The organism is Erwinia rhapontici (assembly GCF_020683125.1).
Classification (GTDB): domain Bacteria; phylum Pseudomonadota; class Gammaproteobacteria; order Enterobacterales; family Enterobacteriaceae; genus Erwinia; species Erwinia rhapontici.
Window position 1 is genome coordinate 2,267,384 of record NZ_CP085627.1, and the last position, 26,789, is coordinate 2,294,172.

General features: G+C 55.6%; 24 protein-coding genes. 10 read left to right on the plus strand and 14 right to left on the minus strand.

The genetic code is table 11. The annotated features are described in order from the left end of the window. Window position 1 precedes the first annotated feature (1 nt). A complete protein-coding gene (gene betB / locus LJN55_RS10705; RefSeq protein WP_133845461.1) occupies window positions 2-1,459 on the plus strand; it encodes a betaine-aldehyde dehydrogenase in 1,458 nt (485 codons plus the stop codon). A 46-nt stretch (window positions 1,460-1,505) separates the two neighbouring features. After that, window positions 1,506-3,152 (plus strand): choline dehydrogenase, encoded by a 1,647-nt coding sequence (gene betA / locus LJN55_RS10710; protein WP_133845206.1) that lies wholly within the window; start codon window positions 1,506-1,508, stop codon window positions 3,150-3,152. Window positions 3,153-3,240: 88 nt separating this feature from the next. On the opposite strand, the gene LJN55_RS10715 is transcribed toward betA, so the two are convergent. From LJN55_RS10715 to ydgT, 10 genes are all read right to left on the minus strand, one after another. Next, on the minus strand, window positions 3,241-3,876 hold the full coding sequence (locus LJN55_RS10715) for a carbonic anhydrase (RefSeq protein ID WP_133845205.1): 636 nt from the start codon (window positions 3,874-3,876) through the stop codon (window positions 3,241-3,243). Window positions 3,877-3,987: 111 nt separating this feature from the next. After that, the gene (nth, locus tag LJN55_RS10720; RefSeq protein ID WP_133845203.1) at window positions 3,988-4,620 is read right to left on the minus strand and encodes an endonuclease III; all 633 of its coding nucleotides are present in this window, start codon (window positions 4,618-4,620) and stop codon (window positions 3,988-3,990) included. Continuing rightward, complete coding sequence (locus tag LJN55_RS10725) at window positions 4,617-5,321, minus strand: electron transport complex subunit E (protein ID WP_227536222.1); 705 nt, start codon at window positions 5,319-5,321, stop codon at window positions 4,617-4,619. The genes nth and LJN55_RS10725 overlap by 4 nt, the downstream gene beginning before the upstream one ends. Beyond that, the gene (rsxG, locus tag LJN55_RS10730) at window positions 5,314-5,946 is read right to left on the minus strand and encodes an electron transport complex subunit RsxG (protein WP_133845199.1); all 633 of its coding nucleotides are present in this window, start codon (window positions 5,944-5,946) and stop codon (window positions 5,314-5,316) included. Before rsxG ends, LJN55_RS10725 begins: the two co-directional genes overlap by 8 nt. Beyond that, window positions 5,946-7,007: an electron transport complex subunit RsxD gene (gene rsxD, locus LJN55_RS10735; protein ID WP_133845197.1), complete on the minus strand. Its 1,062-nt coding sequence runs from the start codon at window positions 7,005-7,007 to the stop codon at window positions 5,946-5,948. The genes rsxG and rsxD overlap by 1 nt, the downstream gene beginning before the upstream one ends. Beyond that, a complete protein-coding gene (gene rsxC, locus LJN55_RS10740; RefSeq protein ID WP_227536223.1) occupies window positions 7,008-9,221 on the minus strand; it encodes an electron transport complex subunit RsxC in 2,214 nt (737 codons plus the stop codon). Next, window positions 9,214-9,789 carry an electron transport complex subunit RsxB gene (rsxB, locus tag LJN55_RS10745; protein WP_133845193.1) on the minus strand — a complete coding sequence of 192 codons (576 nt, stop codon included), beginning with the start codon at window positions 9,787-9,789 and terminating at the stop codon, window positions 9,214-9,216. The genes rsxC and rsxB overlap by 8 nt, the downstream gene beginning before the upstream one ends. Then, entirely contained in the window at window positions 9,789-10,370 is a 582-nt protein-coding gene (gene rsxA / locus LJN55_RS10750; protein ID WP_227536224.1) for an electron transport complex subunit RsxA, read from the minus strand. The genes rsxB and rsxA overlap by 1 nt, the downstream gene beginning before the upstream one ends. Before the next feature lie 126 nt (window positions 10,371-10,496). Beyond that, window positions 10,497-10,937 (minus strand): DUF2569 domain-containing protein, encoded by a 441-nt coding sequence (locus tag LJN55_RS10755; protein WP_227536225.1) that lies wholly within the window; start codon window positions 10,935-10,937, stop codon window positions 10,497-10,499. 120 nt (window positions 10,938-11,057) lie between these two features. Next, window positions 11,058-11,273 carry a transcription modulator YdgT gene (ydgT, locus tag LJN55_RS10760; protein ID WP_133845187.1) on the minus strand — a complete coding sequence of 72 codons (216 nt, stop codon included), beginning with the start codon at window positions 11,271-11,273 and terminating at the stop codon, window positions 11,058-11,060. A 490-nt stretch (window positions 11,274-11,763) separates the two neighbouring features. On the opposite strand from ydgT, the gene ytfQ reads away from it, so the two are divergent. The 6 genes from ytfQ to LJN55_RS10790 all read left to right on the plus strand — a co-directional run bounded on the left by ytfQ (window position 11,764) and on the right by LJN55_RS10790 (window position 17,621). Beyond that, window positions 11,764-12,720 carry a galactofuranose ABC transporter, galactofuranose-binding protein YtfQ gene (gene ytfQ / locus LJN55_RS10765; RefSeq protein ID WP_133845185.1) on the plus strand — a complete coding sequence of 319 codons (957 nt, stop codon included), beginning with the start codon at window positions 11,764-11,766 and terminating at the stop codon, window positions 12,718-12,720. A gap of 50 nt (window positions 12,721-12,770) precedes the next feature. Further along, entirely contained in the window at window positions 12,771-14,294 is a 1,524-nt protein-coding gene (gene ytfR / locus LJN55_RS10770) for a galactofuranose ABC transporter, ATP-binding protein YtfR (RefSeq protein ID WP_133845183.1), read from the plus strand. Beyond that, the gene (gene ytfT, locus LJN55_RS10775; RefSeq protein ID WP_133845181.1) at window positions 14,287-15,306 is read left to right on the plus strand and encodes a galactofuranose ABC transporter, ATP-binding protein YtfT; all 1,020 of its coding nucleotides are present in this window, start codon (window positions 14,287-14,289) and stop codon (window positions 15,304-15,306) included. Before ytfR ends, ytfT begins: the two co-directional genes overlap by 8 nt. Further along, window positions 15,299-16,282, plus strand: coding sequence for a galactofuranose ABC transporter, permease protein YjfF (gene yjfF, locus LJN55_RS10780; RefSeq protein WP_227536226.1), 984 nt, complete (start codon window positions 15,299-15,301; stop codon window positions 16,280-16,282). Before ytfT ends, yjfF begins: the two co-directional genes overlap by 8 nt. A 308-nt stretch (window positions 16,283-16,590) precedes the next feature. Continuing rightward, window positions 16,591-17,211, plus strand: a complete 621-nt coding sequence (locus LJN55_RS10785) for a peptidoglycan recognition protein family protein (protein WP_227536227.1) — start codon at window positions 16,591-16,593, stop codon at window positions 17,209-17,211. After that, complete coding sequence (locus LJN55_RS10790; protein WP_227536228.1) at window positions 17,205-17,621, plus strand: hypothetical protein; 417 nt, start codon at window positions 17,205-17,207, stop codon at window positions 17,619-17,621. The genes LJN55_RS10785 and LJN55_RS10790 overlap by 7 nt, the downstream gene beginning before the upstream one ends. 152 nt (window positions 17,622-17,773) lie before the next feature. On the opposite strand, the gene LJN55_RS10795 is transcribed toward LJN55_RS10790, so the two are convergent. The 4 genes from LJN55_RS10795 to LJN55_RS10810 form a co-directional block, all read right to left on the minus strand. After that, window positions 17,774-18,958, minus strand: coding sequence for an amidohydrolase (locus LJN55_RS10795; protein WP_374760118.1), 1,185 nt, complete (start codon window positions 18,956-18,958; stop codon window positions 17,774-17,776). A gap of 23 nt (window positions 18,959-18,981) precedes the next feature. After that, entirely contained in the window at window positions 18,982-20,193 is a 1,212-nt protein-coding gene (locus tag LJN55_RS10800; RefSeq protein WP_227536375.1) for a hypothetical protein, read from the minus strand. A gap of 246 nt (window positions 20,194-20,439) precedes the next feature. Next, a complete protein-coding gene (gene araA, locus LJN55_RS10805) occupies window positions 20,440-21,945 on the minus strand; it encodes an L-arabinose isomerase (protein ID WP_227536229.1) in 1,506 nt (501 codons plus the stop codon). Between the two features lie 11 nt (window positions 21,946-21,956). Further along, window positions 21,957-23,642 (minus strand): ribulokinase, encoded by a 1,686-nt coding sequence (locus LJN55_RS10810; RefSeq protein WP_227536230.1) that lies wholly within the window; start codon window positions 23,640-23,642, stop codon window positions 21,957-21,959. Window positions 23,643-24,014: 372 nt separating this feature from the next. Here LJN55_RS10810 and LJN55_RS10815 point away from each other — a divergent pair, with 372 nt between their 5' ends. Together LJN55_RS10815 and araG are read left to right on the plus strand one after the other, a co-directional pair. Continuing rightward, window positions 24,015-24,998 (plus strand): arabinose ABC transporter substrate-binding protein, encoded by a 984-nt coding sequence (locus LJN55_RS10815; protein WP_133845170.1) that lies wholly within the window; start codon window positions 24,015-24,017, stop codon window positions 24,996-24,998. Between the two features lie 264 nt (window positions 24,999-25,262). Further along, window positions 25,263-26,786, plus strand: a complete 1,524-nt coding sequence (araG, locus tag LJN55_RS10820) for an L-arabinose ABC transporter ATP-binding protein AraG (RefSeq protein ID WP_227536231.1) — start codon at window positions 25,263-25,265, stop codon at window positions 26,784-26,786. Window positions 26,787-26,789 lie beyond the last annotated feature (3 nt).

Here is a 26,789-nt window from a genome sequence, read left to right on the forward strand (position 1 = left end):
TATGAAACGCCGCGGTTTATACATCAACGGACGCGAAGTGCCTGGCAATGGCGAACTGTTCACCACCGTTAACCCTGCCAACGGCAATGTCCTGGCTGAAATAACCGCCGCCAGCCAGCAGGATATTGATGACGCTGTTGCTTCTGCACAAGCCGGCCAGCGTATCTGGCGTAGCTATACTCCGGTTGAACGCAGCCGCGTTCTGCTGAAGGCCGTTGCCCTGTTGCGCGAACGCAATCAGGAACTGGCCGAGCTGGAAACGGCCGATACCGGCAAACCGATCGGTGAAACCTCAGCCGTGGATATCGTCACCGGCGCGGATGTGCTGGAGTATTACGCCGGGCTGGCCGTCGCCGTCGAAGGCGAATCCATTCCGCTGCGTGACACCGCGCTGGTCTATACCCGCCGCGAGCCGCTGGGCGTCTGTGCTGGCATTGGTGCCTGGAACTATCCGATTCAGATTGCCCTGTGGAAAAGCGCACCTGCGCTGGCAACGGGCAACGCGATGATCTTCAAGCCGAGTGAAGTCACGCCTCTCAGCGTACTCGAACTGGCCAAAATCTTTACCGAAGCCGGGCTGCCGGATGGCGTGTTCAACGTCGTTCAGGGCGCTGCTGCCGTGGGTCAGGGGTTGAGTCAGCACACCGGGATTGCCAAAGTGTCCTTTACGGGTGAAGTGAACACCGGTAAACGCGTAATGGCCGATGCCGCACTGGCTAACCTGAAGTCTGTCACTATGGAGCTGGGCGGGAAGTCACCGCTGGTGGTGTTTGAGGACGCCGATCTGGAGCGTGCGGTCGACGGCGCGATGATGGCAAACTTCTACAGCAGCGGCCAGGTATGCACCAACGGAACGCGCGTGTTTGTCCAGCGTTCGCTGTTGCCTGCCTTTGAAAAACGTCTGCAAGAGAAAATGGCCGGGATCCACTGCGGTGACCCGACCGACCCGGCGGTCAACTTTGGCCCGCTGGTGAGTGAAGGACATTGCCAGAAAGTGGTCTCGTATCTGGAGATCGGTAAACAAGAAGGGGCGCGTCTGCTGGCTGGCGGTTCACGTATTACCGAAGGTCCACTGGCGAAAGGGTGTTACGTGCAGCCAACGGTCTTTACCGACTGCACCGACGACATGCGTATCGTGCGTGAAGAGATCTTTGGCCCGGTTATGAGCATCCTGGTGTTTGACGATGAAGACGAAGTCATCAAGCGCGCCAATGATACCGAGTACGGTCTGGCGGCCGGGGTGTTTACCACTTCACTGAATCGCGCACATCGGGTGATCCATCAGCTGGAAGCCGGTATCTGCTGGGTAAACAGCTGGGGCGAGTCACCTGCACCGATGCCTGTTGGCGGCTATAAGCAGTCGGGCGTAGGGCGTGAAAATGGTCTGGAAACGCTGCATCACTACACCAGAACCAAATCTATTCTGATCGAGATGGGTGAGTATCCATCCGCGTTCTGATTTTTCGCCGCGGCGTGCGCGTCGCGGCAATATTTCCGGAGGTTTAATGCAGAAATTTGACTATATCATTATTGGTGCGGGTTCAGCAGGCAACGTGCTGGCAACCCGTTTGACTGAGGATGCTGACGTATCGGTACTGTTACTGGAAGCAGGCGGCAAAGATCACCGCTGGGACTTCCGTACCCAAATGCCAGCCGCTTTGGCTTATCCACTGCAGGGTAAACGCTACAACTGGGCATTTGAAACCGATCCTGAACCTCATATGGATAACCGCCGTATGGAGTGCGGACGCGGCAAAGGCCTTGGCGGTTCTTCACTGATCAACGGTATGTGTTACATCCGTGGTAACGCGATGGACTACGACAACTGGGCGAGCAAACCCGGTCTGGAAAACTGGTCCTATCTGAACTGCCTGCCGTATTTCCGTCGTGCGGAAAAGCGCGATATCGGAGAAAACGACTGGCACGGTGGTGACGGTTATCTCAGCGTCACCACGCCGAAAAAAGGCAATAATCCGCTCTATCGCGCCTTTATTGATGCCGCCCAGCAGGCAGGACATCATGAAACCGACGATCTTAACGGATATCGCCAGGACGGTTTTGGCCCAATGGACCGCACCGTGACCGCCAAAGGCCGTCGTTCCAGCACCGCGCGCGGCTATCTGGATGTGGCCAAAACGCGTCAGAACCTGACCATTGTTACCCATGCGCAGACCGACCGTATTCTGTTCAGCGGCAAAACCGCCACGGGTGTCACCTGGCTGCGTAACGGTAAACAAGAGCAGGCGGAAGCCCGCCGTGAAGTGCTGCTGTGTGCCGGGGCGATCAACTCGCCGCAGATCCTGCAACGTTCGGGCGTTGGGCCGGAAGAGTGGCTGCGTGAGCTGGATATCGAGGTGGTTCATGCACTCCCAGGCGTCGGGCGCAACTTACAGGATCACCTGGAAGTTTACATGCAGTACGGCTGTAAAAAACCGGTCAGCCTGTATCCTGCCTTGCAGTGGTGGAATCAGCCCGCTATCGGTGCTGAGTGGCTGTTCAACGGCACGGGTGTAGGTGCCAGCAACCAGTTTGAAGCGGGCGGGTTTATCCGCAGTGACGATCAGCCAGACTGGCCCGATCTGCAATACCATTTCCTTCCGGTAGCGATTAACTACAACGGCAGCAGCCCGGTGAAACAGCATGGTTTCCAGGCTCACGTCGGCCCGATGCGCTCTATGAGCCGTGGCCGTATCAAGCTGACATCCAAACACCCGTATGCTGCGCCATCGATCTTCTTCAACTATATGTCGGAAGAGCGTGACTGGGTGGAGTTCCGTAACGCAGTGCGTCTGACGCGCGAGATTATGCGTCAGCCAGCGCTGGCCGAATATTGCGGTGAAGAGTTGCAGCCCGGGATCAACGTGCAGAGCGATGAGGAGATCGACGCCTTTATCCGTGAGCATGCGGAAACCGCCTATCACCCCTGTGGTAGCTGCGCGATGGGTACCGATGCGATGGCCGTGGTGGATGCAGAAGGGCGCGTGCACGGCATGAACAGCCTGCGTGTGGTCGATGCGTCGATTATGCCGCAGATTGTCACGGGCAACCTGAATGCCCCAACGGTGATGATTGCGGAGAAAATATCTGACGCCATTCGTGGCAAAGCGCCATTACCGCTGTCAGAAGCGGATTACTATCAGTTAAGCCGTTAATACGATGTGGGCTGACCGAAACAGAAGGTCAGCCCCGACGTTTGCTGTAGGGCGACTTTTCGTTTCGGTCGCCCCGTAACCAAAATCGTTACTCGAAGTAAACCTCAGGGTTTTCCGACAACAGAACAAACTCCTTCGTGTCTTTCTCCAGTGCGCGAATAGCACCACTTTCAATGTCATACACCCAGCCGTGCAGCCGCAGCGCATTGTTGCGCAGTCCTACGGCGACCGAGGGGTGAGTTTTAATATTATTTAATTGCGCAATGACATTTTCCTGCACCATCGCATTCACTTTGTCTTCTTCAGTGGCATAGGTCTTTTTCTCGACCACGGCTTTCGCCGCATCAGAATAGTGCAGCCAGTGCGCTACGGCAGGCATCGGATCAAGGCACTGACAGGTGGCAATCGCCTTCATTGCACCGCAGTTGGAGTGGCCGCAAATCACGATATCCGTCACACCCAGCGCCACCACGGCATATTCGATAGTGGCAGACACGCCGCCAGGCTCAGGCCCGAATGACGGCACGATGTTACCTGCGTTACGAATCACGAAGAGTTGTCCCGGGTCCTGCTGGGTGACCAGTTCCGGCACCAGGCGGCTGTCGGAGCAGGAGATAAACAGCGCTTTGGGATTCTGGCTTGAAGCAAGGCTGCGGAAAAGTTCTTTTTGCTCGGGGAAAATGTCTTTCTGGAAGTTGAGGAAACCTTCAATGATATGTTGCATAGCACTCTCTCTATCCTGGATTATGGCCGCGAACCACGTCAGGGAACGGGCCGATAATAGTCATAAAATGATATTGTTATGAGGGTCAGAAGGCATTTTTAAGACGTCTGGTCATTCTACTTTAGCATCAAATTCACAAAGATCTTCAATCAGGCAGGAGCCGCAGCGCGGTTTACGCGCAATGCAGGTGTAGCGGCCATGCAAGATCAGCCAGTGGTGGCAGTCGACCATAAACGCTTTCGGCACCACCTTCAGCAGCTTCTCTTCCACCTGTTCCACGTTTTTGCCAGGTGCAAAACGGGTGCGATTACAGACGCGGAAAATATGCGTGTCGACGGCGATAGTCGGCCAGCCAAAGGCGGTATTTAATACGACGTTGGCCGTCTTACGCCCAACGCCGGGTAACGCTTCCAGTGCCTCACGACTCTCCGGCACTTCACCGCCATGCTGTTCCAGCAGAATCCGGCAGGTCTTTATCACGTTCTCAGCCTTGCTGTTAAACAGGCCGATGGTCTTGATGTACTCTTTCACCCCATCGACACCCAGCGCCAGAATGGCGGCAGGCGTATTAGCAACCGGGTAGAGTTTTGCCGTGGCTTTATTCACGCTGACATCGGTAGCCTGCGCAGACAGCAGAACCGAAATCAGCAGTTCAAAAGGAGAGGTGAACATCAGTTCCGTGGTGGGATGCGGGTTGTTATCCCGCAGCCGGGTCAAAATTTCCTGACGCTTTTCCTTATTCACAGCACACCTGTTGTTTTTCCATCCGGCAACGCCTGCGCTTCTCTTTCAGCCTTCAGGGCGGCACGTTGTTTCATTTTATTATCAATCAGATACTTAGCGGCCAGCAGCATGCCCAGACCGATAAAAGCACCCGGCGGCAGCATCGCCAGCAGCATCGGGGAATCAAAGTGGACAACCTCAATGCGCATCACTTTCGCCCAGGGGCCGAGCAGTTGATCCGCACCGTTAAAGAGGGTGCCGTTACCGATGATTTCGCGAATCGAACCCAGCACCACCATCACGCTGGTGGCCCCCAGGCCGATGGCCATGCCATCCAGGGCCGAGAGCGGAATACTGCTTTTCGATGCCACCGCTTCCGCACGCCCAACGACAATGCAGTTGGTGACGATCAGCGGGATAAAGATCCCCAGCGACTGATAAAGGCCGTAAGCATAGGCATTGATCAACATCTGCACGCAGCTCACTACCGCAGCGATAATCATCACGTAAATAGGAATACGGATCTCAGAGGGTACCCAGCGGCGCGAAAGCGAAATTGCGCTATTGGTGCAGGTCAGTACCAGCGTGGTTGCCAGCCCGAGGCCGAGCGCATTGGTCGCCGTCGAGGTCACGGCCAGCAGCGGGCACAGGCCCAGCAACTGAACCAGCGCTGAGTTATTCTTCCACAGCCCGCCGACCAGCAGGGTTTTGGTTTCACTCATTGGACTCTCCACAAGGTGGCAGCGAAGAAAGCTGCTCCGGTAAGGTTTCAATATACAACGTTGTGCGCTTAACCGCATTCACCACGGCGCGTGGGGTAATGGTGGCACCCGTAAACTGGTCAAACTCACCCCCGTCTTTTTTCACTGCGAACTGGCTGTCATCGGCGCCTTTTACCTGTTTGCCGTTGAAGCTGTTGATCCAGTCGGAAATGCGCAGCTCAATTTTATCGCCCAGACCCGGCGTTTCGTGGTGTTCGACCACGCGTGTGCCGTAAACCGTGCCGGTAAAACTGGCGCCAACAATCATCTGAATATTACCCGAATAGCCATCGGGAGCGGTGGTTTCAACGGCTACGGCAACCGGTTTATCGCCTTTACGCGCCAGATAAAGATGGTGCGGACTGGCATTACCCAGGGCCGGATTACTGACGATATAGCACTCCTGCTGAATGTGGTTATCATACAACTCCGGCGGCACCACCTGGTCCAGCAATACTTTCTGCTGTAACGCAGTCTGATGAGCAATCGTCGGTTTGGTGACTGTGTTGACCACCGCCGTCAGCCCGGTAGTGATAGCGGCAAACACGGCCAGCGTGACACCGTTTTTACGAATGGCATCCAGCATTATTTATCCTTCCGATGGCCGTAAACGCGCGGCTGCGTGTAGTAATCGATCAACGGTACGCAGATGTTGGCCAGCAGCACGGCAAAGGCCACGCCATCCGGGTAACCCCCGAAACTGCGGATCAGCCATACCAGCAGGCCAATTAATGCGCCATAGATCAGCCGGCCTTTGTTCGTGGTTGAGGCGGTGACCGGGTCAGTGGCAATAAAGAACGCGCCAAGCATGGTCGCACCGGACAACAGATGAATGACGGGAGACACCAGACTGTGCGGAGAAATTAACCAGCCCAGGGTGGCACAAAACGCCAGCGAGATCAGCATCCCTGCCGGGATATGCCAGCGGATGCTGCGGGTGCAAAGCAGGAAAACACCGCCCAGCAGATAACCGACGTTCACCCATTGCCAGCCCAGCCCGGCCAGTACGCCGCTGTAAATCGGCTGCGCCAGCAGCTGTTCTGCGCTGTGCCCGGCGCGCAGTCCGGTCTTGAAGGTATCCAGTGGCGTTGCCTGGCTGACCCCGTCAATCCCCACCTGCAACTGCTGCATGGTGTGACCATCCAGCGTATGGAAATGGAAGATCATGCTCAGGGTGTCACCGAGGGTCGGTGTCATTCCCTGTAAACCGTCCGGCGGCAACCAACTGGTCATCTGCACCGGGAAGGAGATCAGCAGCACCACATATCCGACCATCGCCGGGTTAAACGGGTTCTGCCCAAGACCACCGTAAAGCTGCTTGGAAATCACCACGGCAAACAGCGTACCGATCACAATCACCCACCAGGGCGCCAGCGAAGGAATGCTGATGCCCAACAGCAGGGCAGTGAGCAGCGCAGAATTATCTTTCAGTGTGTCTGCCAGCGGCAGTTTGCGCAGGCGCAGTATGGCGGCTTCAGCACCGATGGCAGCGATGGCAGCAATCAGGACCTGAATCAGGTTACCCCAGCCAAAATAGTACCACTGTGCCACCATGCCAGGCACGGCGGCAATCAGCACCAGCAGCATAATGGTGCTGGTGCTGCGGCGGTTGTGGGTGTAAGGCGAACTTGCAATACGAAAAGCCATTTAATCCTCTTGCGTTGAAGGCTGCTGCGTTTTACGCGCTTTCACGCGCGCAATGGCCGCTGCCACCGCCGCTTTACGTGCATCATCTGAAGCGGCAGGCGCTTCACTCTCTTCTGTTTTCACTGACTCTTCTGCAGTCTGCGCGGCTTTCTTCGCCTTTGCGCGGGCAATGGCGGCCTCAATAGCCGCTTTGCGCGCATCCACCACCGGTTCAGCCGACGGCGATTCGGCTTCAGCGGGGTCTGCTGCACTGGCAGTGGCCTGCGCGGCTTTTTTCGCTTTTGCGCGGGCAATGGCGGCTTCAATAGCCGCTTTGCGCGCATCCACCACCGGTTCAGCCGACGGTGATTCGGCTTCAGCGGGTTGTGCTGCGCTGGCGGTGGCCTGCGCGGCTTTCTTCGCTTTTGCCCGGGCAATGGCGGCTTCCACTGCTGCTTTGCGCGCATCCACCACCGGTTCAGCCGACGGCGATTCGGCTTCGGCAGGTGCTGCTGCGCTGGCAGTGGCCTGAGCGGCTTTCTTCGCTTTTGCCCGTGCAATGGCAGCTTCTACTGACGCTTTACGCGGATCGTCAGTCTGGCGGGTAACGGGTTCGCTGCTGGCCTGTTCTTCCACCTGGCGGGCATGGGCTTCCGCCTGACGCGCTTCCCGCTGCGCCTGTTTTGCTGCCTGATTTGCAGCATCCTGGCCGGATGTTTCAGCCTGCTTCGCTTTGACTCGCTCGCGTGCCGCGCTGATCGCATCGGCGTCACTGGCGGCTACGCTGCGTTTTGCCTGTTGATGTTTGGCATCGCGCGCGGCTTTTTCACGTTCAAGGCGAAGCTGGCGTGCTTCAAAACGGCTCTTCGCCAGCGCATTACGTTCGGCCTCCTGGTCAATAGCCAGGATCTCCGCTTTCTCCTGACGGTAATACTGTACCAACGGGATATTACTCGGGCAGACGTAAGCGCAGGCACCGCACTCAATACAGTCAGCAATATTATGTTCACGCGCTTTATCGTGATCGCCGCCCCGGCTGTACCAGTAAAGCTGCTGCGGTAACAGGGCTGCCGGGCAGGCATCGGCACAGGCGCTGCAACGGATGCAGCCCTGTTCCGGTTCGTTCTGGCCCATTTCGCTGGCGGCGGGCGCGAGAATACAGTTGGTGATCTTCACCACGGGCACATCCAGCGTTGGCAGGGTAAAGCCCATCAATGGGCCGCCCATCACCACCATCTGCTGAGCACCCGGCATAAAATCAGCCTGTTGCAACAGATGGCTGATGGGGGTGCCGAGACGCGCCCAGACATTGCCCGGCTTTGCCACGGACTCACCGGTCAGGGTGACCACGCGTTCGGTCAGTGCTTCACCGTCGACAATGGCGCGCTTAACGGCAAAAGCGGTACCGACGTTTTGCATCAGTACGCCGATATCGGTTGAACGACCACCGTGCGGCACTTCCTTCCCGGTCAGAATTTTTGTGAGCTGCTTGGCACCGCCTGAGGGGTACATGGTCGGGATCACCCGGATATGCAAATCCGTGGCGCTGCCTAACGCCTGCTTAAGCGCGGCAATCGCCTCGGGTTTATTATCCTCGATGCCGATTAAGACCTGCTCTGCCTGCAGGATCCACGCGAGGATGCGGCTGCCTTCCAGCACGTCATCGGCACAGTCCTGCATCAGACGGTCATCGGCGGTGATATAAGGCTCGCACTCGGCGGCGTTGATGATCAGCGTGTTTACACCCCGCAGGCCACCTTTCAGTTTTGTCGCCGTAGGGAAACCCGCGCCGCCAAGACCGGCAACGCCAGCCTGATGGACTTTCTCTACCAGGATACTGCGTTCCACGCTGCGATAATCGCTCAGGGTTTGCTTATCCACCCAGCGGTCTTCACCATCGGGGGTAATAAACAGGCACATTTCAGCCAGCGCTGACGGATGGGCCGTCATATGTGGCGCAATCTTCGTGACAGTACCCGACGTCGGCGCGTGGATCGGTAACATGCGGCCGTTGCCGAAGGTCAGCGGTTGCCCGCGCAGGACTTTATCGCCCGGACGCACGCCAATCTCGCCTTCATGGCCAATATGCTGCTTCAGGGGCAGAATAAATTGCGCAGGTAACGGCAGGTGACGCAGCGGCACGCCATTAGACTGGGTTTTCATCTCCGGTGGATGAATGCCACCTTCGAAATCCCAGAGCCGATCTTTTTTAAAGAAATTAAGCAGGTTAAACATGACTTTCTACAGGAATAACCCGGATTGGGATGGTGTTGAGATCCCATTTCCAGTTAGCAGTGGTAGTCGCAACCGGACGCATCTCAATGCAGTCGGTCGGGCAGGGGGCAACGCACAGATCGCAGCCGGTACAGACGTCGCTTAACACGGTGTGCATCGCGCGCGTGGCACCGACAATGGCATCAACCGGGCAGGCCTGAATACATTTGGTACAACCGATACAGTTGGCTTCGTCAATCCAGGCCACTTTGCGTTCCGGCTCCGTGGGCATTTCATCGCCCAACGGTTGAGGATCAACATTAAGCAGCGCCGCCAGCTTAAGCATGGTCTGCTCGCCGCCGGGAGCACATTTATTGATCATCTCACCGTTATTGCCCACGGCGTCCGCGTAGGGACGGCAGCCAGGGTAACCGCACTGGCCGCACTGGCTTTGTGGCAGAATCGCATCGATCTGCTCAACAATCGGATCTTCTTCCACTTTGAAACGGCGCGAGGCATACCCCAGCAGTCCACCGAAAACCAGACTGAGCGCACTTAACACGGCAATCGCTATCCAAATCGCACTCATCAGAACTTGACCAACCCGCTGAAGCCCATAAATGCCAGCGCCATCAGTCCGGCGGTGATCAGTGCAATGGAAGAGCCTTTAAACGGTGCCGGGACATCGGCCAGTACCAGGCGCTCGCGGATACCGGCGAACAGCACCATCACCAGAGAGAAGCCCAGTGAAACACTGAAACCGTAAAGCGCGGCCTGAAGGAAAGTATGATTAAGATTAACGCTTAACAGCGGTACGCCAAGCACGGCACAGTTAGTGGTGATCAGCGGCAGGAAAATGCCTAACAGGCGATAAAGGTCAGGACTGGTCTTACGCACCACCATCTCGGTGAACTGCACCACCACGGCGATCACCAGGATATACGCCATGGTACGCAGATAGACGAGGTCCAGCGGCAGCAGGATCAGATGGTTCACCAGCCAGGCGCAAATGGAGGCCAGTGTGATGACGAATGTCGTGGCGAGTCCCATGCCAATTGCCGTTTCCAGTTTTTTGGAAACGCCCATAAAGGGACAGAGGCCGAGAAACTTCACTAAAACGAAGTTATTCACCAGCACTGTGCCAATAAAAAGAAGCAGGTATTCGGTCATTGATACGCCTGAAAATATAGAGAAAGCCGCTTATTATCAGGCATTGCGTGCCTGACCACAACCGCTCCGGGTCTGTGGGTTTTTAATAGCGCACTCAGGATTAAATTTATGACGCTTTTTTCGACATCAGGGTGCGATAAAGGTGTTTTTAACCCGCTGAGAACGCTTGAAATAGGGCACAAACACGCTGGCCGCCAGCAGAGCGAGCAGCAGGCTGTTCACCACCACGCTGTCTTCCACCGGAGCAAAGAGAAAGGCTTTAAGCGCCAGCAGCACATTGAGCAACAGCCAGATAATGTAATGGCGCGGCAGGCGTGGAGAACGCTTGCAGAACATCCAGATAATCCAGGCACTGTAGCTCAGCATCAGTATTGTGGTCAGCAGGAAGGCCCCCCACTGCAACAGCGCAGACGATGGCAGGTTGGATAACGCACCGCGAAAGGCTGGGCCAATCAGTCCGGCCCCATACATTATCAACACCAGAATCATGTTCATGACTAATAACACCAGCCACGCCAACGGCACAAAAAGCCAGCCACCGAGGCGCGGTTTAGAATTAACAGGCACAGATTGTCCTTATTCAGCCAGAGACGACAAAGCGCGCATTGCACAGAGCCCTACGCATGATGAGGAGGATTATACGGAATATCGCGCTTCAGGTCATCAGGACGATAATCAACTGCCGGACTACACCACGTAGTGCCAGACCGTTTTCGGGACGCAGCCGAGGTCGAACAGGCGTCCGCCGGAGGCCAGCTCCGCCCGACGATGGTCGGCGGCGCGGTACATCTGAATAATATCGCTGTCATCGGTCAGGGAGTAATTCAAATGGTCAAAGAGTTTTTCCAGCGTCTCCAGAGAATTAACTTTGCGAAATTTTAACAAATAGTCTTGAACGGTCATTGCGGTCAGCCAGCGACAGAATAATGAGTCGCTGATTATATGTTGCAGAGAAAAAGATTCCACGTTGTTTCGGCTTTGGAATATAAAAATCAGAAAATTCAGCATTCCTTCTAAGCCATACGCAATACGGCACCGGCGGGCAGCTGGTTTTACGCGACAGATTAAACTGTGCAGCAGCTCACAAATCTGCTGTTTGATCGGGGATGAACGGGAGGGGAGTACGGGTGACAGAACTTCACGCGGTATTGTAATCGCTTCCAAATGCTTCTGGCGCAACCGCTTATGTTTATTACAGTTATTTAACCTTCTTTTGGCGCCCTGTGCGCGTTTTTTCCATATCGATTAGCACAGAAACAGATCGGTCTTGTCGCGTAAGCTATTTGATTTGTTGAATTTTGTGAGCATTGTCGTAAATGTTTTCCGATGAATAGTCCAGGCTTTAGTGGCTCTTAACCCTATACGATAAAATCCCATCAGAGGAAAAATGATCATGTGGAAGCGTTTACTCTTAACCACTCTCATCAGTGCCAGCCTGTCTGCACCGGCGCTGGCCGAATCCATGACCGTTGGATTCTCACAGGTTGGCTCTGAATCGGGCTGGCGCGCAGCAGAAACCAGCGTGGCAAAAAGTGAGGCTCAGAAACGCGGCATTACGCTGAAAATCGCGGACGGCCAGCAAAAACAAGAGAATCAAATCAAAGCTGTACGCTCCTTTATCGCTCAGGGCGTTGACGCAATCTTTATTGCGCCCGTCGTTCAGACAGGCTGGGAGCCGGTGCTCTCGGAAGCCAAAGACGCCAAAATTCCGGTCTTCCTGCTCGATCGTGCCATCGTCGTCAAAGATAAATCGCTCTATCAGGCCGTCGTCACCGCCGATAACGTTTACGAAGGTAAGTTGATCGGTGACTGGCTGGTCAAACATCAGGCAGGCAAACCCTGTAACGTCGTGGAGCTGCAAGGCACGGTGGGTGCCAGCGTGGCCATTGACCGTAAAAAAGGCTTTGCTGAAGCCATTGCTAACACACCCAATATTAAAGTGATCCGCTCGCAGTCCGGCGACTTTACCCGTAGCAAAGGGAAAGAGGTCATGGAAAGTTTTATTAAGGCAGAAAACAACGGCAAGAATATCTGCATGGTTTACGCCCATAACGATGATATGGCGATTGGTGCCATTCAGGCTATTAAAGAAGCCGGACTTAAACCGGGTAAAGATATTTTAACCGGATCGATTGATGGCGTGCCGGATATTTATAAAGCGATGCTGGCAGGTGAGGCAAATGCCAACGTGGAGCTGACGCCAAATATGGCGGGGCCGGCGTTTGATGCGCTGGAAAAACTGAAAAAAGACGGCACCATGCCGCCAAAAATTATCAAAACTGAAACGAAACTTTTCCTGCCAGCCGATGCTCAGGCACAGCTGGACACCAAAAAAGGGATGGGTTACTGATCCCCTCACCGCCCCTTTCGGGGCGGTTTACTCATGGCCTGAGGCACAACATGACCATCGACACCCCTCTGCCCGCATTGCTGAATATCAGCAACGTCAGCAAATCTTTTCCCGGCGTCCGGGCGCTGGATAATGTCTCGTTTGACCTTCGCCCTGGCGAAATCATGGCGCTACTGGGGGAGAACGGTGCAGGAAAGTCCACGTTGATCAAGGTACTGACTGGCGTCTATCAGCGCGATGCCGGGACCATCATGCTCGGCGGGCAGGCGATAAATCCCCGCAACACGGCAGAAGCCCAGCAGCTGGGAATTGGCACCGTCTACCAGGAAGTGAACCTGCTGCCAAATATGTCAGTCGCTGACAATCTGTTTATCGGCCGCGAGCCGAAACGCTTTGGTCTGATTGACCGTAAGACATTAAATCAGCGGGCGGTGAAGCTGATGGCCGACTACGGTTTTGAGCTGGATGTGACACGTCCCCTTGGACAGTACTCGGTGGCGATGCAGCAAATTATCGCCATCTGCCGCGCGGTGGATCTCTCGGCAAAAGTGCTGATCCTCGACGAGCCGACTGCCAGTCTGGATGCCAGTGAAGTCACCATGCTGTTCACACTGATGACGCAACTCAAAGAGAAAGGCATGAGCCTGATCTTTGTCACCCACTTCCTTGACCAGGTTTACCGCATTACCGACCGCATTACCGTGCTGCGTAACGGGCAGTTTATCGCCACACGCGATACCCGAACGCTGCCGCAAATCGAGCTGATCAAGCTGATGCTGGGGCGCGATCTGCTGGAAACCGCCTTACAGCGGGCTGGCAGCACGCTGAAAAGCAATCAGCCCGTGGTGGAATTTAAAGACTATGGCAAAAAAGGGACGATTGAACCCTTCAGCCTGAGCGTGCGTCCCGGGGAGGCCGTTGGGCTGGCTGGCCTGCTGGGGTCAGGACGGACGGAAACCGCTGAACTGTTGTTCGGCATTAAACGTGCTGACAGCGGCCGCGCTTTCATCAAAGGAAAACCGCAAACAATCCGTTCACCGGCCCAGGCATCGAAGCTTGGCATGGGCTTCTGTCCGGAAGATCGTAAAACCGACGGCATTATTGGTGCAGCATCGGTACGCGAAAATATCATCCTGGCGTTGCAGGCCCAGCGCGGCTGGCTGCGACCGATCCCCAAACGTGAGCAGCAACAGGTGGCTGACCGCTTTATCAAAAGCCTGGGGATCCGTACCCCGGACGCAGAGCAGCCGGTGGAATTGCTCTCCGGCGGTAACCAGCAGAAGGTTTTGCTGTCCCGCTGGCTGGTCACAAAGCCGCAGTTTCTGATTCTGGACGAACCCACGCGTGGCATTGATGTGGGTGCCCACGCAGAGATTATCCGCCTGATTGAGACGCTCTGTGCCGACGGACTGGCGCTGCTGGTGATTTCGTCAGAGCTGGAGGAGCTGGTGGGATACGCTGACCGCGTGGTGATCCTGCGCGACCGCCAGCAGGTAGCAGAAATACCACTGGAACAACTGTCCGTTGCGGCCATTGTTAACGCGATTGCCGCAGGAGGGGAGCAACATGCCTGAATCGCATCTGATGGCGGGGAAACCACCGATGTTAAAACGAAAACTACCGCCGGGATTACCGCAGATTGGCGCACTGCTGCTGGTGCTGATTATTGACAGTCTGGTGGCGAACAACTTTTTTGCTGTCCATCTGCAGGACGGACGACTGTTCGGTAGCCCGATTGATATTCTCAACCGCGCCGCCCCCGTCGCGATCCTGGCTATCGGTATGACGCTGGTGATCGCCACCGGGGGCATCGATCTGTCGGTGGGTGCCGTGATGGCGATTGCAGGCGCAACGGCGGCCACGCTGACCGTGGCCGGGCACAGTATTCCGGTGATTATTCTGGTCACGCTGGGCAGCGGCATTCTGTGTGGATTATGGAATGGGGTGCTGGTGGCGTTGCTGAAGATCCAACCGTTTGTGGCCACATTAATCCTGATGGTGGCGGGGCGCGGTATCGCGCAGCTGATCACCCAGGGGCAAATTGTCACCTTCGACAGTGATGCGCTGGCGCGGCTCGGCAGCGGGACACTGCTGCTGTTGCCCGTTCCGGTGTGGATCACGCTGACCCTCGCACTGCTGGTGTGGTTGCTGACGCGAAAAACAGCGCTGGGGATGTTTATTGAAGCGGTGGGGATCAACCTGCGTGCGGCGCGCAATGCGGGCGTCAACGGCTGGCTGGTGGTGATGAGCACCTATATTCTCAGCGGGCTGTGTGCCGCGGTGGCCGGGCTGATTGTGGCGGCGGATATTCGCGGTGCCGATGCCAACAACGCCGGATTGTGGCTGGAGCTGGACGCGATTCTGGCGGTGGTGATTGGTGGTGCATCTCTGATGGGCGGGCGATTTAATCTTCTGTTGTCGCTGATTGGCGCGCTGATCATTCAGGCCATGAACACCGGTATTCTGCTTTCCGGTTTCCCGCCAGAACTGAATCAGGTGGTGAAAGCGGTGGTGGTGATGCTGGTCCTGTTGCTGCAATCCCCGCGCTTTATTCAACTGTTTAAACGAGGGCACCGCCGTGATTAAACGTCATCTGCCATTAATGATCACCCTGCTGGTGTTTGTGGCGGGGTATCTGTTCTGTCTGAGCCAGTTTCCGGGGTTTGCTTCAACAAGGGTGATCGCCAATATCCTCACGGACAACGCCTTCCTCGGTATTATTGCCGTTGGCATGACCTTTGTGATCCTCTCTGGCGGTATTGACCTGTCGGTGGGCGCGGTGATCGCCTTTACCGGGGTGTTCCTTGCCCGTTTGATTGGTGATTTCCATGTCGACCCGTGGCTGGCCTTTGCGCTGGTGATGTCGCTAGGGACGGCATTCGGTGCCTTTATGGGCTGGCTCATTGATGCCCTGAAAATCCCGGCGTTTATTATCACGCTGGCCGGGATGTTTTTCCTGCGCGGCTGTAGCTATCTGGTGGCCGAAAGTTCATTACCGATCGATCACCCACTGTATGCCACGCTCTCATCCATGGCGTGGAAGATCCCGGGAGGCGGGCGCCTGAGCTTGCTGGCGGTGATTATGCTGGTGGTGGTGGCGTTCGGTATTCTGCTGGCGCACCGCAGCCGTTTTGGTAATCAGGTCTACGCCATTGGCGGCAACGCCACCTCTGCAAAGCTGATGGGGATTTCCACCCGCAGCACCACGGTGCGTATCTATATGCTGTCATCGGGTCTGGCGACGCTGGCAGGGATTGTGTTCTCCATTTATACCTCGGCGGGGTATGCGCTGGCGGGCATGGGCGTGGAGCTGGACGCCATCGCCTCGGTGGTGATCGGCGGCACGCTGCTGTCGGGGGGTGTCGGCACGGTACTGGGGACGCTGTTTGGCGTGCTGATCCAGGGGCTGATTCAGACCTGGATTAACTTCGACGGCACATTGAGTTCATGGTGGACGAAGATTGCCATCGGCGTGCTGCTGTTTGCGTTTATTGCGCTGCAACGGCTGCTGACGGTGATGTGGGATCGGCAGCAGAATGCGCCGGTGAAGCGATTAAGTTAAGTTCACAACTCATAACCTCAAGGGCGGGCCTTCTTATGCGGTCCGCCAGTCGCCGCCGCCCTTTGCGGCAGGCGCTGCGTCCACTGCGAGGATGCCTTCGCAAGCGCGGTTCACTTCACGTAGGGCAGACCCTTTTTTCCGGTTTGCCCGTGATGTTGAGCTGTGGGCTGACCCGGTTTTACGGGGAGATCATCTAAACCGGGACAGATAAGGTGGACAAACAACGAGAATCATCAGGCTATCTTGTTCGCCAGTGCCTGGTTATATAACATACAAAGGGTGTTTATTAATCAAAACAAGGATGAACCATGCTTTATATCGATGCCGATGGCTATATCGACGCCGCAAGAATCACAAAAAGGATTTTCCCCGCGCTTCATCATGGTGAGATGATCCATGTTAATGGTATTGTCGTTCATCAAACTAATGCCCCTACGCTGCAAAGTACTTTCAATAGCTACCAGCACGCGAATGCCAATGGCGCTCATTTCATCATTGATAAAGATGGCAGCATCTATCAAACGGCTTCGCTTTTCAGGATAACTTATCATGTCGGGCTAATGCGTTCTCGCTGCCTGATAACACATCGGTGTGAGCCTGCTGAATTAAAGAAAGCCGCTCTCTTAGAAAATGCGTGGCGAACAAAGGAGATATCCGATAGAGAGAAGGCAAAGACCTGGCCTGACCGTTTTCCGGCGAACACGGATTCAATTGGCATAGAAATTGTCGGAGCGGCTTATAAAAAAGATCATTCTGATAAAAACGCTAAAGAATACATTTATGAAGCCGTCACTGAGCAGCAAAACCAATCACTGAAATGGTTGATTAGCGAACTAAAAGATACGTTTGGCATAAGAAAAAATGAAATCTTTCGGCACCCGGATATTGCCCGAAAAAACGAAACAGAAGCGAGTTCAGCCAAATGGTAAGCTGCCGCGCCCACTTAAAAACCTGCGTGTTGTTGATCCTGCTTATTACCCCTTACTGCCAGGCCAGAACGGTCACGTCCGTTCATATCACGGCGACAGGACAGACGTTGAAGAATGTCAACAATATTAATGAGATTAATGCCTGTAAAAAATTCATGCCAACAGAAGAACAGGTCATGAACTACTTCAGCCATGCTTATCCTGTTGAATCAGATTTAATTGTTAATTCCCGATATTCATCGTGCTATGCCGAGGGGGATTTAAAATTTAGTGATGGTTTCTTTGGAACATGGCGGTTGTACTCAAGTGGCGGAGCGACGTTTGTATTTAATCGTGGGGACACTGTTACCTTCTTTTATGAACACAACAAATGGTTCGACCCGAATGCAGGTACTTATGATGAGAAATAACGAAATAGTTACAGTACGGTTGGACTATCCACTGGTATTGTCACGGTTATTTTAAAATCAATAGCGAGCACTATTATTTGGGGAGACCTCAGTGCTCGAGCCCGAAATATGTCTTGCCAGTTATCTGGCAAGACAGTGTCTACGTGATGAGGTTAAAAATCATCCTGTTGCAGGTAGCACCAGGCGTACTGCGCATAAAGTTCGGCCCCGGTCACCATCACATCTTCATCGATATTAAAACGGCCGTGGTGGTGCGCCCAGTCGGTGCCTTTCTCGGCATTGCCACAGCCGAGCAGGGCAAAACAGCCGGGGATATTTTCCATAAAGAAGCTGAAATCCTCACCACCGGTGGTCGGTTTCTCGTCAAACAGCACCCCGGCCCCAAACGCATCGCTGATCACGGACTGTGCCAGTAGCGCACTGCGTGCCTCGTTAATCACCGGCAGTGTGCCGTAGGTGTACTCAACCTGCGCTGTTGCACCATAGATTGCCGCCGTATGCTGCGCATAACGCTCAATCGCCGCTTTAAGACGTTCACGGGTGTCGACGTCAAAGCAGCGCACCGTGCCATCCAGAACCGCATTTTCGGCGATAACGTTAAAACGTGTGCCCACTTCCATACGCCCGATGGTCACCACGGCGGACGCCAGCGCGGACGTTTCCCGCGCCACAATGGCCTGCAGATTCATCACAAACGATGAGGCCACCACCGCCGCGTCAATACAGGCTTCCGGCATCGAACCGTGGCCACCGCGCCCTTTAAACGTGACTTTCAGCAGGTCGGCGGAGGCAAAGGATGAACCGACGTTGCAGGACACTTTACCAGAGGCAGTCGTCGTCCAGATATGCATGCCAAAAACGTTATCAACGCCGTCCACCGCGCCCTGTTTCACCATGGCACGCGCACCCTGGGCGATCTCTTCTGCAGGCTGGAAAATCAGTCTTACATTACCGCGCAAACGGGAGCGATGCTCCTGTAAAGCTCTGGCTGCCGTCAGCAGCATTGCAGTGTGGGCATCATGTCCGCAGGCGTGCATTTTACCGTCGGTCAGGGATTTATAGCTGAGTGAGTCGCTGAGCTCCTGCACTGGCAGCGCATCCATGTCAGCGCGCAGAGCGACAGTTTTACCCGGTTTACCCCCACGGATCTCGGCAATGATCCCGGTCGGTTGCGTGCGGCGATAGTCGATGCCCATTTCATCCAGCAGAGCGGCCACCGTATTGGTGGTGCGTACTTCTTCCCATGGCAGTTCCGGGTGGGCATGCAGGTCGCGGCGCAGGGCGATCATCGCGTCAACATGTGCATGGACGGATTTTTTAATATCATGATTAATCACTGTTTAGCTTCCTTGTTGGTTTTTTATGCAGGAATAATATATGCCACCATGACACCGGCCATCACCACGGACACCATGGTCACGGAGATAAATCCACCGACCAGCATCGGGGCCAGCATGTGCTGCATCAGCACCTCGCGCTCATTTTCATCGCGGGTCAGGGCGGTAATGGCTTCATGGGTAATAATATAGTCTGCCGGGAAACCGTACATTGAGGTCAGGGCGATGGCGAAGGCCATCTCGGTGCTGACGCCCAGCAGCTTACCCACCACCCAGCAGACGATAAACATGCCGATAACCGCAGTGGCGATCAGCACCAGCATGGGCAACAGCAGGCGCAATAACATCTCCGGCGTCGCGCGGTTCAGCGTATCAAAGATAAACAGCATCAGCCCCATCACCGCAAAGCCAAAACCGTTGGCTTTCTGTAATGGCTGCTTCTCTAAAAAGCCTAGCGTGGTCGCCACCACGCCAAACAGCAGGCACAGGACAAACGGGCTGACGGAGATGACTGGCGCCAGCCAGCCAGACACCCGATACGCCAGATAGCCGACGGCCGCCAGGCGCAGGAATTTAAAGTAGCTGGTGTTGTAATGGACAGGAAAGCGTTTAAACAGGCGTGGCATGACATCAGATGACTGGTGCGCTGTCACCGCAGGCGTCTCTGCCGTCACGAATGCCTGAGGCCACGCCCCGCTGCGGTACAGGCTCAGCACTCGCTTGCCCTCGCGTTGCAGCATAATGGCGGTTAGCGGATAACCGGCAAAGCCCTGCATCACGTAGATCAGAATGGCGAATACCGACAAATCGACCAGACCCGCACTGGCCGCGCCTTTCGACATAATAATTGCCGAAACGATACCGCCAACCAGTGGCGGGATAGTGACGATAGCCGTATTAAAATCGAACAGTAGCAGGCAGACGCCAAAGACTGTGACAAAAATACCGGCGATACCGGCCAGAGAAATAACAATCGTCTTCCACTGACGGATCAACTCCGGCACGGACAGCAGCGTGCCCATATTGGTGATCAGCAGATACATCAGCATCACCGCTACCACCGGCGTGATCCCGGCAACGCTGACAATATCTTTGGGGAAAAAAGTCCAGTAACCGATCAAAAACAGTACCGCGCAGACAAAGACGGAAGGCACCCACGCTTTCGTTCTGACTGAAACCAGATCACCGAGATATAGAATAGAAATAATCAGTAAAAGAGCGAGCATTTGCGATATGAACCACTTCCATTTGAATAATTATCAGAATAATTCCTCTGACCGAGGCGCGAATGACGATATGATTAAAACTCAATGAAATCATGGAGTTTCCGGCTTCTAGGTTTCATAGTAAGCGGAATGCAGCCGTGCTGACCAGCAGAGATTGAAATAAAGTGAAAGGTGGTGGAAACAGGAAGGCACGACGGTGGGACGGGAGGGGCGGACCTCTTGCGGTCCGCCTGATATCTCACTGAACCCGTGGGATTAACGCTGATTCAAACGGTAGTACGCTTCATTCCAGCGCAGGGCATCGCGGAACCCGTGCAGCGTTGTCTCCTCATCAATCACCAGCACCTCAATTCCGTGCAGTTCAGCATAGAGGCGCATATCTTCCACCGTCAGCGCCTGGCTGAACACCGTATGGTGTGCACCGCCGCCGAGGATCCAGGCTTCAGACGCTGTCGCCAGCGAAGGCTGCGCACGCCACAGTGCACGGGCCACCGGAAGCTTAGGCAGGGCCTGCGGCTGTTCAATCGCATCCACCACATTCACCAGCAGGCGGAAACGGTCGCCCATATCAATCACACTGGCGTTCACCGCGCGCCCGGCAGGGGCAGAGAAGATCAAGCGGGCCGGATCGGCTTTGCCACCAATACCCAGCGGCTGCACATCCAGCAGCGGTTTGGCTTCGCGTGCAATGGTCGGGCAGACTTCAAGCATATGGGAACCCAGCACCAGATCGTTACCCGGTGCGAAGTGATAGGTGTAATCCTCCATAAACGAGGTGCCGCCCGGTAAATCCCCTGCCATCACCTTGAACACATGCAGCAGTGCAGCGGTTTTCCAGTCACCTTCACCGGCAAAACCATAGCCTTGCTGCATCAGGCGCTGAACCGCCAGACCTGGCAACTGCGTCATGCCATGCAGGGTCTGGAAATTCGTGGTAAACGCACGGCAGCCTTCATCGTCCAGGAAGCGCTTGATCCCCAGCTCAATACGGGCAGCATCCAGCACATTCTGGCGCTTATTACCGTTTACCGCTGCCGCCGCGCTGAACTCATAGCTGCTTTCATACTCGTCGATTAGTGTGTTCACATCGCCGTCGCTGACCTTGTTGATCACGTCCACCAGATCGCCGACGCCCCAGCCATTGACCGCATAGCCGAACTGGATCTGTGCCGCGACTTTATCGCCTTCGGTCACCGCGACTTCACGCATATTGTCGCCAAAGCGCGCCACTTTGAGCTGCTGGCTGGCGAGCAGGGCGGCGGCACCGCGCATCCATTGGCCGATACGCTGCTGGGAACGCTCGTCCTGCCAGTGTCCGGTCACCACCTGATGCGGCAGGCGCATACGCGCGCCAATAAAGCCGAACTCACGCCCGCCGTGTGCGGTCTGGTTCAGGTTCATAAAGTCCATATCCATCGTGTCCCACGGGATTTCCGCATTGAATTGGGTATGGAACTGCAACAACGGTTTATTCAGGATCGACAGGCCGCCAATCCACATTTTTGCCGGAGAGAAAGTATGCAGCCAGGTGATAATGCCCAGGCAGCTTTGATCGTGATTAGCCTCGCGGCACAGCGACAGCGCTTCATCAGGGGTTTTCACCAGCGGTTTAAGGACCAGCGGGAAGGGCAGTTTACCCGCCCGGTTTAAGCCATCCACTACCTGCTGTCCGTGCTGCTCCACCTGGCGCAGGGTTTCCGCACCGTACAGATGCTGTGTACCAATCACAAACCATACGCTACGGGCGTTTAACTGTGTCATAAAACGATTCCTTAACTGACTGATGAAGGTTGTGGGGCAAACTGCGGTTCCGCCAGTTCACACCATTCAAGATAACGTTGGTAAAGCTGCTGGAAGCGGGCAACGCGCATCGGGTCCGGTTGCAGGGTTTGTTCCAGCGGGCTGGCCATCTGCGCCTGTGCTGCGGGGATATCCGCATACACGCCAGCGGCCACCGCAGCAAAAATCGCTGCACCAAGGGCACAGCACTCATCGGAGGCGACAATATCCAGTGGACGGTTCATCACATCGCAACACACCTGCATGATGGTTGGTGATTTGCGGGCAATCCCACCCAGCGCGAGGATTTGCTGTACCGGAATATCCTGCTGTTCGAAACACTCCATAATGGCGCGCGCGCCAAATGCGGTCGCCGCAATAAACCCGCCAAACAGCGTCGGGGCATCGGTGCCCAGATTCAGATCGGTGATCACGCCTTTCAGGCGCTGGTTGGCAAAAGGGGTACGACGGCCGTTAAACCAGTCGAGTACCACCGGAAGATGGTCGAGCTGTGGGTCAACCGCCCAGGCGGCGGTCAGCTGTTCCAGCAGGCTGTGCTGGATCGCTTCCAGCTGCGGCTGCAGGTCGGGGTGCAGCGTGGCCGCCTGCACTAACGGCCAGCTCAGCAGGCGGCCAAACCAGGCATACATATCGCCAAAGGCTGACTGTCCGGCCTCCAGGCCAATCATGCCCGGTACCACGCTGCCGTCCACCTGGCCGCAGATGCCTTTAATCGCCCGGTCAGCCACGCGATCCGCATCGGCAATCAGAATGTCGCAGGTGGAAGTACCTATGACTTTCACCAGGGTATAAGGCTGTGCGCCTGCGCCCACCGCGCCCATATGGCAGTCAAATGCCCCGCCGGACAGCACGACATGGTCTGGCAGACCAAGACGTTCGGCCCATTCGGCGCTCAGCTTGCCGACAGGCACATCGGCGGTCCAGGTCTCGGTGAACATCGGGTGATCGAGATCGGCCGTGAGCAACGGATCGAGAGCATTAAGGAATTTCGCTTCCGGCAGTCCCTGCCATAAAGGGTGCCAGAGGGATTTATGACCAGCAGCACAGCGGCCACGCTTCAGGTCGGCAGGGGCGGTAGTGCCGCTGAGCAGGGCGGGCACCCAGTCGCACAGTTCCACCCAGGAAACGGCGGCCTCACGAACCGCCGCATCGTTGCGGCTGATGTGCAGGATCTTGGCCCAGAACCATTCGGACGAATAGATACCGCCGATAAAGCGCGAGTAATCCTGATAGTCACCGCTGTGGCAGAGTCGGGTAATGGCTTCAGCTTCTTCAATCGCGGTGTGATCTTTCCATAGCACGAACATTGCATTGGGGTTGTCGGCAAACTCCGGGCGCAGTGCCAGCACACGGCCTTCACGATCGACAGGGGCGGGGGTGGAGCCGGTGGAATCCACACCAATACCCACCACGTTAAGGCGCTGCTCAGGGGTTAATTTAGTGACAACGTCACGAATGGCCTGTTCCAGGGCATCAATATAGTCCTGCGGATGGTGACGGAACTGATTGTTCGCCGGGTTGCAGAATCGCCCGGCCTTCCAGCGAGGATAGGCAACCACGTGCTTGTGCAGCTCACGACCACTGGCGCAATCGACCGCCAGCGCCCTGACCGAGTCGCTGCCGAAATCCAGACCGAGGGTAATCGCACCCTTATGCATAGTTGTTCTCCGTTATGTTCAGAAGAGGCTCTTTTACTGTTCCTCTATCCTGGAAACATCGCGGCGGAGTGGTTAGGTGCGGCTGGCTGCAAATATGCACTTTTCTGTCATGCAGGGTGGGAATGTGATGGGCTTCAAATGTTGCCTGTCGGTTAAATTGGCTGAATAGATGGACAAAACGACTGTAATTTCAGGGTGTGATAGCGCTCTACATATTTCCCTTTACTTGCGGGTAAAACTAGCGCACTACCGCCACTGTTAAGTTGTCAGTGCTCAGGTAAGGTCTTGTTTAAATGCTTTTAATTTTTTCAACAACCGATTGTTACCGTTTACACAATCCCGCCCTGAGCGGGCACTGAGCCGGAGAGCCTCATGCACAAATTCACTAAAGCGCTGGCCGCGATTGGCCTCGCAGCCGTTATGTCACAATCCGCTATGGCGGAAACCATGAAGCTGGGTTTCCTGGTGAAACAACCGGAAGAACCCTGGTTCCAGACTGAATGGAAATTTGCCGATAAGGCCGGTAAAGATCTCGGCTTCGAGGTGATCAAAATCGCTGTGCCGGATGGTGAAAAAACCCTGAATGCTATCGACAGTCTGGCGGCCAGCGGCGCGAAAGGGTTTGTTATCTGTACACCGGATCCTAAACTCGGCTCTGCCATTGTGGCCAAAGCACGCAGTTATGGCCTGAAAGTGATCGCGGTGGATGACCAGTTTGTGACCGCGAAAGGCAAACCGATGGACACCGTACCGCTGGTGATGATGGCTGCCACCAAAATTGGCGAACGTCAGGGTCAGGAACTGTACAAAGAGATGCAGAAACGCGGCTGGGATGTGAAAGACACCGCGGTGATGGCGATCACCGCCAATGAGCTGGACACCGCCCGCCGCCGTACCGGTGGCTCTATTGATGCCCTGAAAACAGCCGGATTCCCGGAAAAACAGATTTACCAGATCCCCACCAAATCTAACGATATTCCCGGCGCCTTTGATGCCGGTAACTCCCTGCTGGTTCAGCATCCTGAAGTGAAGAACTGGCTGATTGTTGGCATGAACGATAACACCGTACTGGGTGGCGTCCGTGCGACCGAAGGTCAGGGCTTTAAAGCGCCGAATGTGATTGGGATTGGCATTAACGGTGTGGATGCAGTGAGTGAACTGTCGAAAGGCCAGGCGACCGGATTCTATGGTTCGCTGCTGCCAAGCCCGGATGTCCACGGTTATCGCAGTATCCAGATGCTGCATGACTGGGTGACGAAAGATATCGAGCCTGCCAAATTTACCGAAGTGACCGATGTGGTGCTGATCACCCGCGACAACTTCAAAGCAGAACTGGCGAAAAAAGGCCTGATGTAATCCGTGGCAGCGGGTCGGGCATGCCCGACCCCTACATAACACATGACCGCTGGGGTAAGGGATGCCCGCCCCTGCAAAACACATGACCGCAGGGGTGAGGGATGCCCGCCCCTGCATAACACACGACCGCAGGGGTGAGGGATGCCCGCCCCTGCATAACACACGACCGCAGGGGTGAGGGATGCCCGCCCCTGCATAACACACGACCGTAGGGGCGAGGCATGCCTCGCCCGGATGCCTCCCCCCAAAAATGCAGGAGACACCATGACTTCGCAACCACCGTACCTCAGCTTTCACGGCATCAGCAAAACCTTCCCGGGCGTGAAGGCGCTACAGGACATCAGTTTTGACTGTTATGCAGGACAAGTGCATGCCCTGATGGGGGAAAACGGCGCCGGGAAATCAACGCTGCTCAAAATTCTCAGCGGAAGCTATCAGGCCAGCGGCGGTGAAATTCGCCTGCAGGGCCAGCCAGTTAATTTTCAAAACACCACCGATGCGCTCAATGCCGGGGTGGCGATTATTTATCAGGAACTCCATCTGGTGCCGGAAATGTCGGTGGCAGAAAATATCTTTTTAGGCCAGTTGCCACAACGTGCCGGGCTGGTCAATCGTTCCCGCCTGCGCTCAGAAGCCGCGCGTCAGCTCAAAATCCTCGGTATGGATATTGACCCGGATATGCCGCTGAAATACCTCTCTCTCGGGCAGTGGCAGATGGTGGAAATTGCCAAAGCGTTAACGCGTAATGCGCAGGTTATCGCCTTTGATGAGCCGACCAGCTCGCTCTCGGCGCGTGAAATTGATCAGCTGTTCCGCGTGATCCGCCAGCTGCGTGCCGACGGGCGCGTGGTGCTGTATGTCTCCCATCGCATGGAGGAGATTTTTGCCCTCAGCGATGCCATCACGGTGTTTAAAGATGGCCGCTACGTACGTACCTTTACCGATATGGCCACCACCGGAAACGACGAACTGGTGCAGGCGATGGTGGGGCGTGAAATTGGTGATATCTACGGTTACCGCCCACGCACGCAGGGCGATGTGAGACTGAAGCTGGACAATGTGCATGCCAAAGGCGTGCGCAGTCCGGTGTCGTTCAGCGTGCGTGCAGGGGAAATTGTCGGGCTGTTTGGCCTGGTGGGGGCCGGGCGCAGTGAGTTGATGAAAGGGCTGTTTGGTGCCACGCGTCTGACCAGCGGTGAACTGTGGCTGGATGGTAAAAAACTCCAGATTAATGAGCCGATTGAAGCCATTCGCGCCGGTATTATGCTCTGCCCGGAGGACCGCAAGGCCGATGGCATCATCCCGGTACATTCCGTGCGCGACAACATCAATATCAGCGCCAGGCGTAATAACCTCAAGGCAGGTTGTCTGATCAACAACAGCTGGGAAGCCAGTAATGCCGGAGTGCATATCCGCTCGCTCAATATCAAAACCCCGTCGGCAGACCAGCTGATTATGAATCTGTCCGGGGGCAATCAACAGAAGGCGATCCTCGGTCGATGGCTGTCCGAAGAGATGAAAGTCATCCTGCTGGATGAACCCACGCGCGGCATTGACGTCGGCGCGAAAAACGAAATTTATCAGCTGATTTACGCCCTGGCCGACCAGGGCATTGCGGTGCTGTTTGCCTCCAGTGACCTGCCCGAAGTGATGGGGCTGGCTGACCGTATTCTGGTGATGCGCGAAGGCGAAATCGCCGGAGAGCTGGACCATAACGACGCCACTGAAGCCCTGACGCTGAGTCTGGCGATGCCAAAAACCGCCAAACCTGCCACACACGTGGCCTGAATA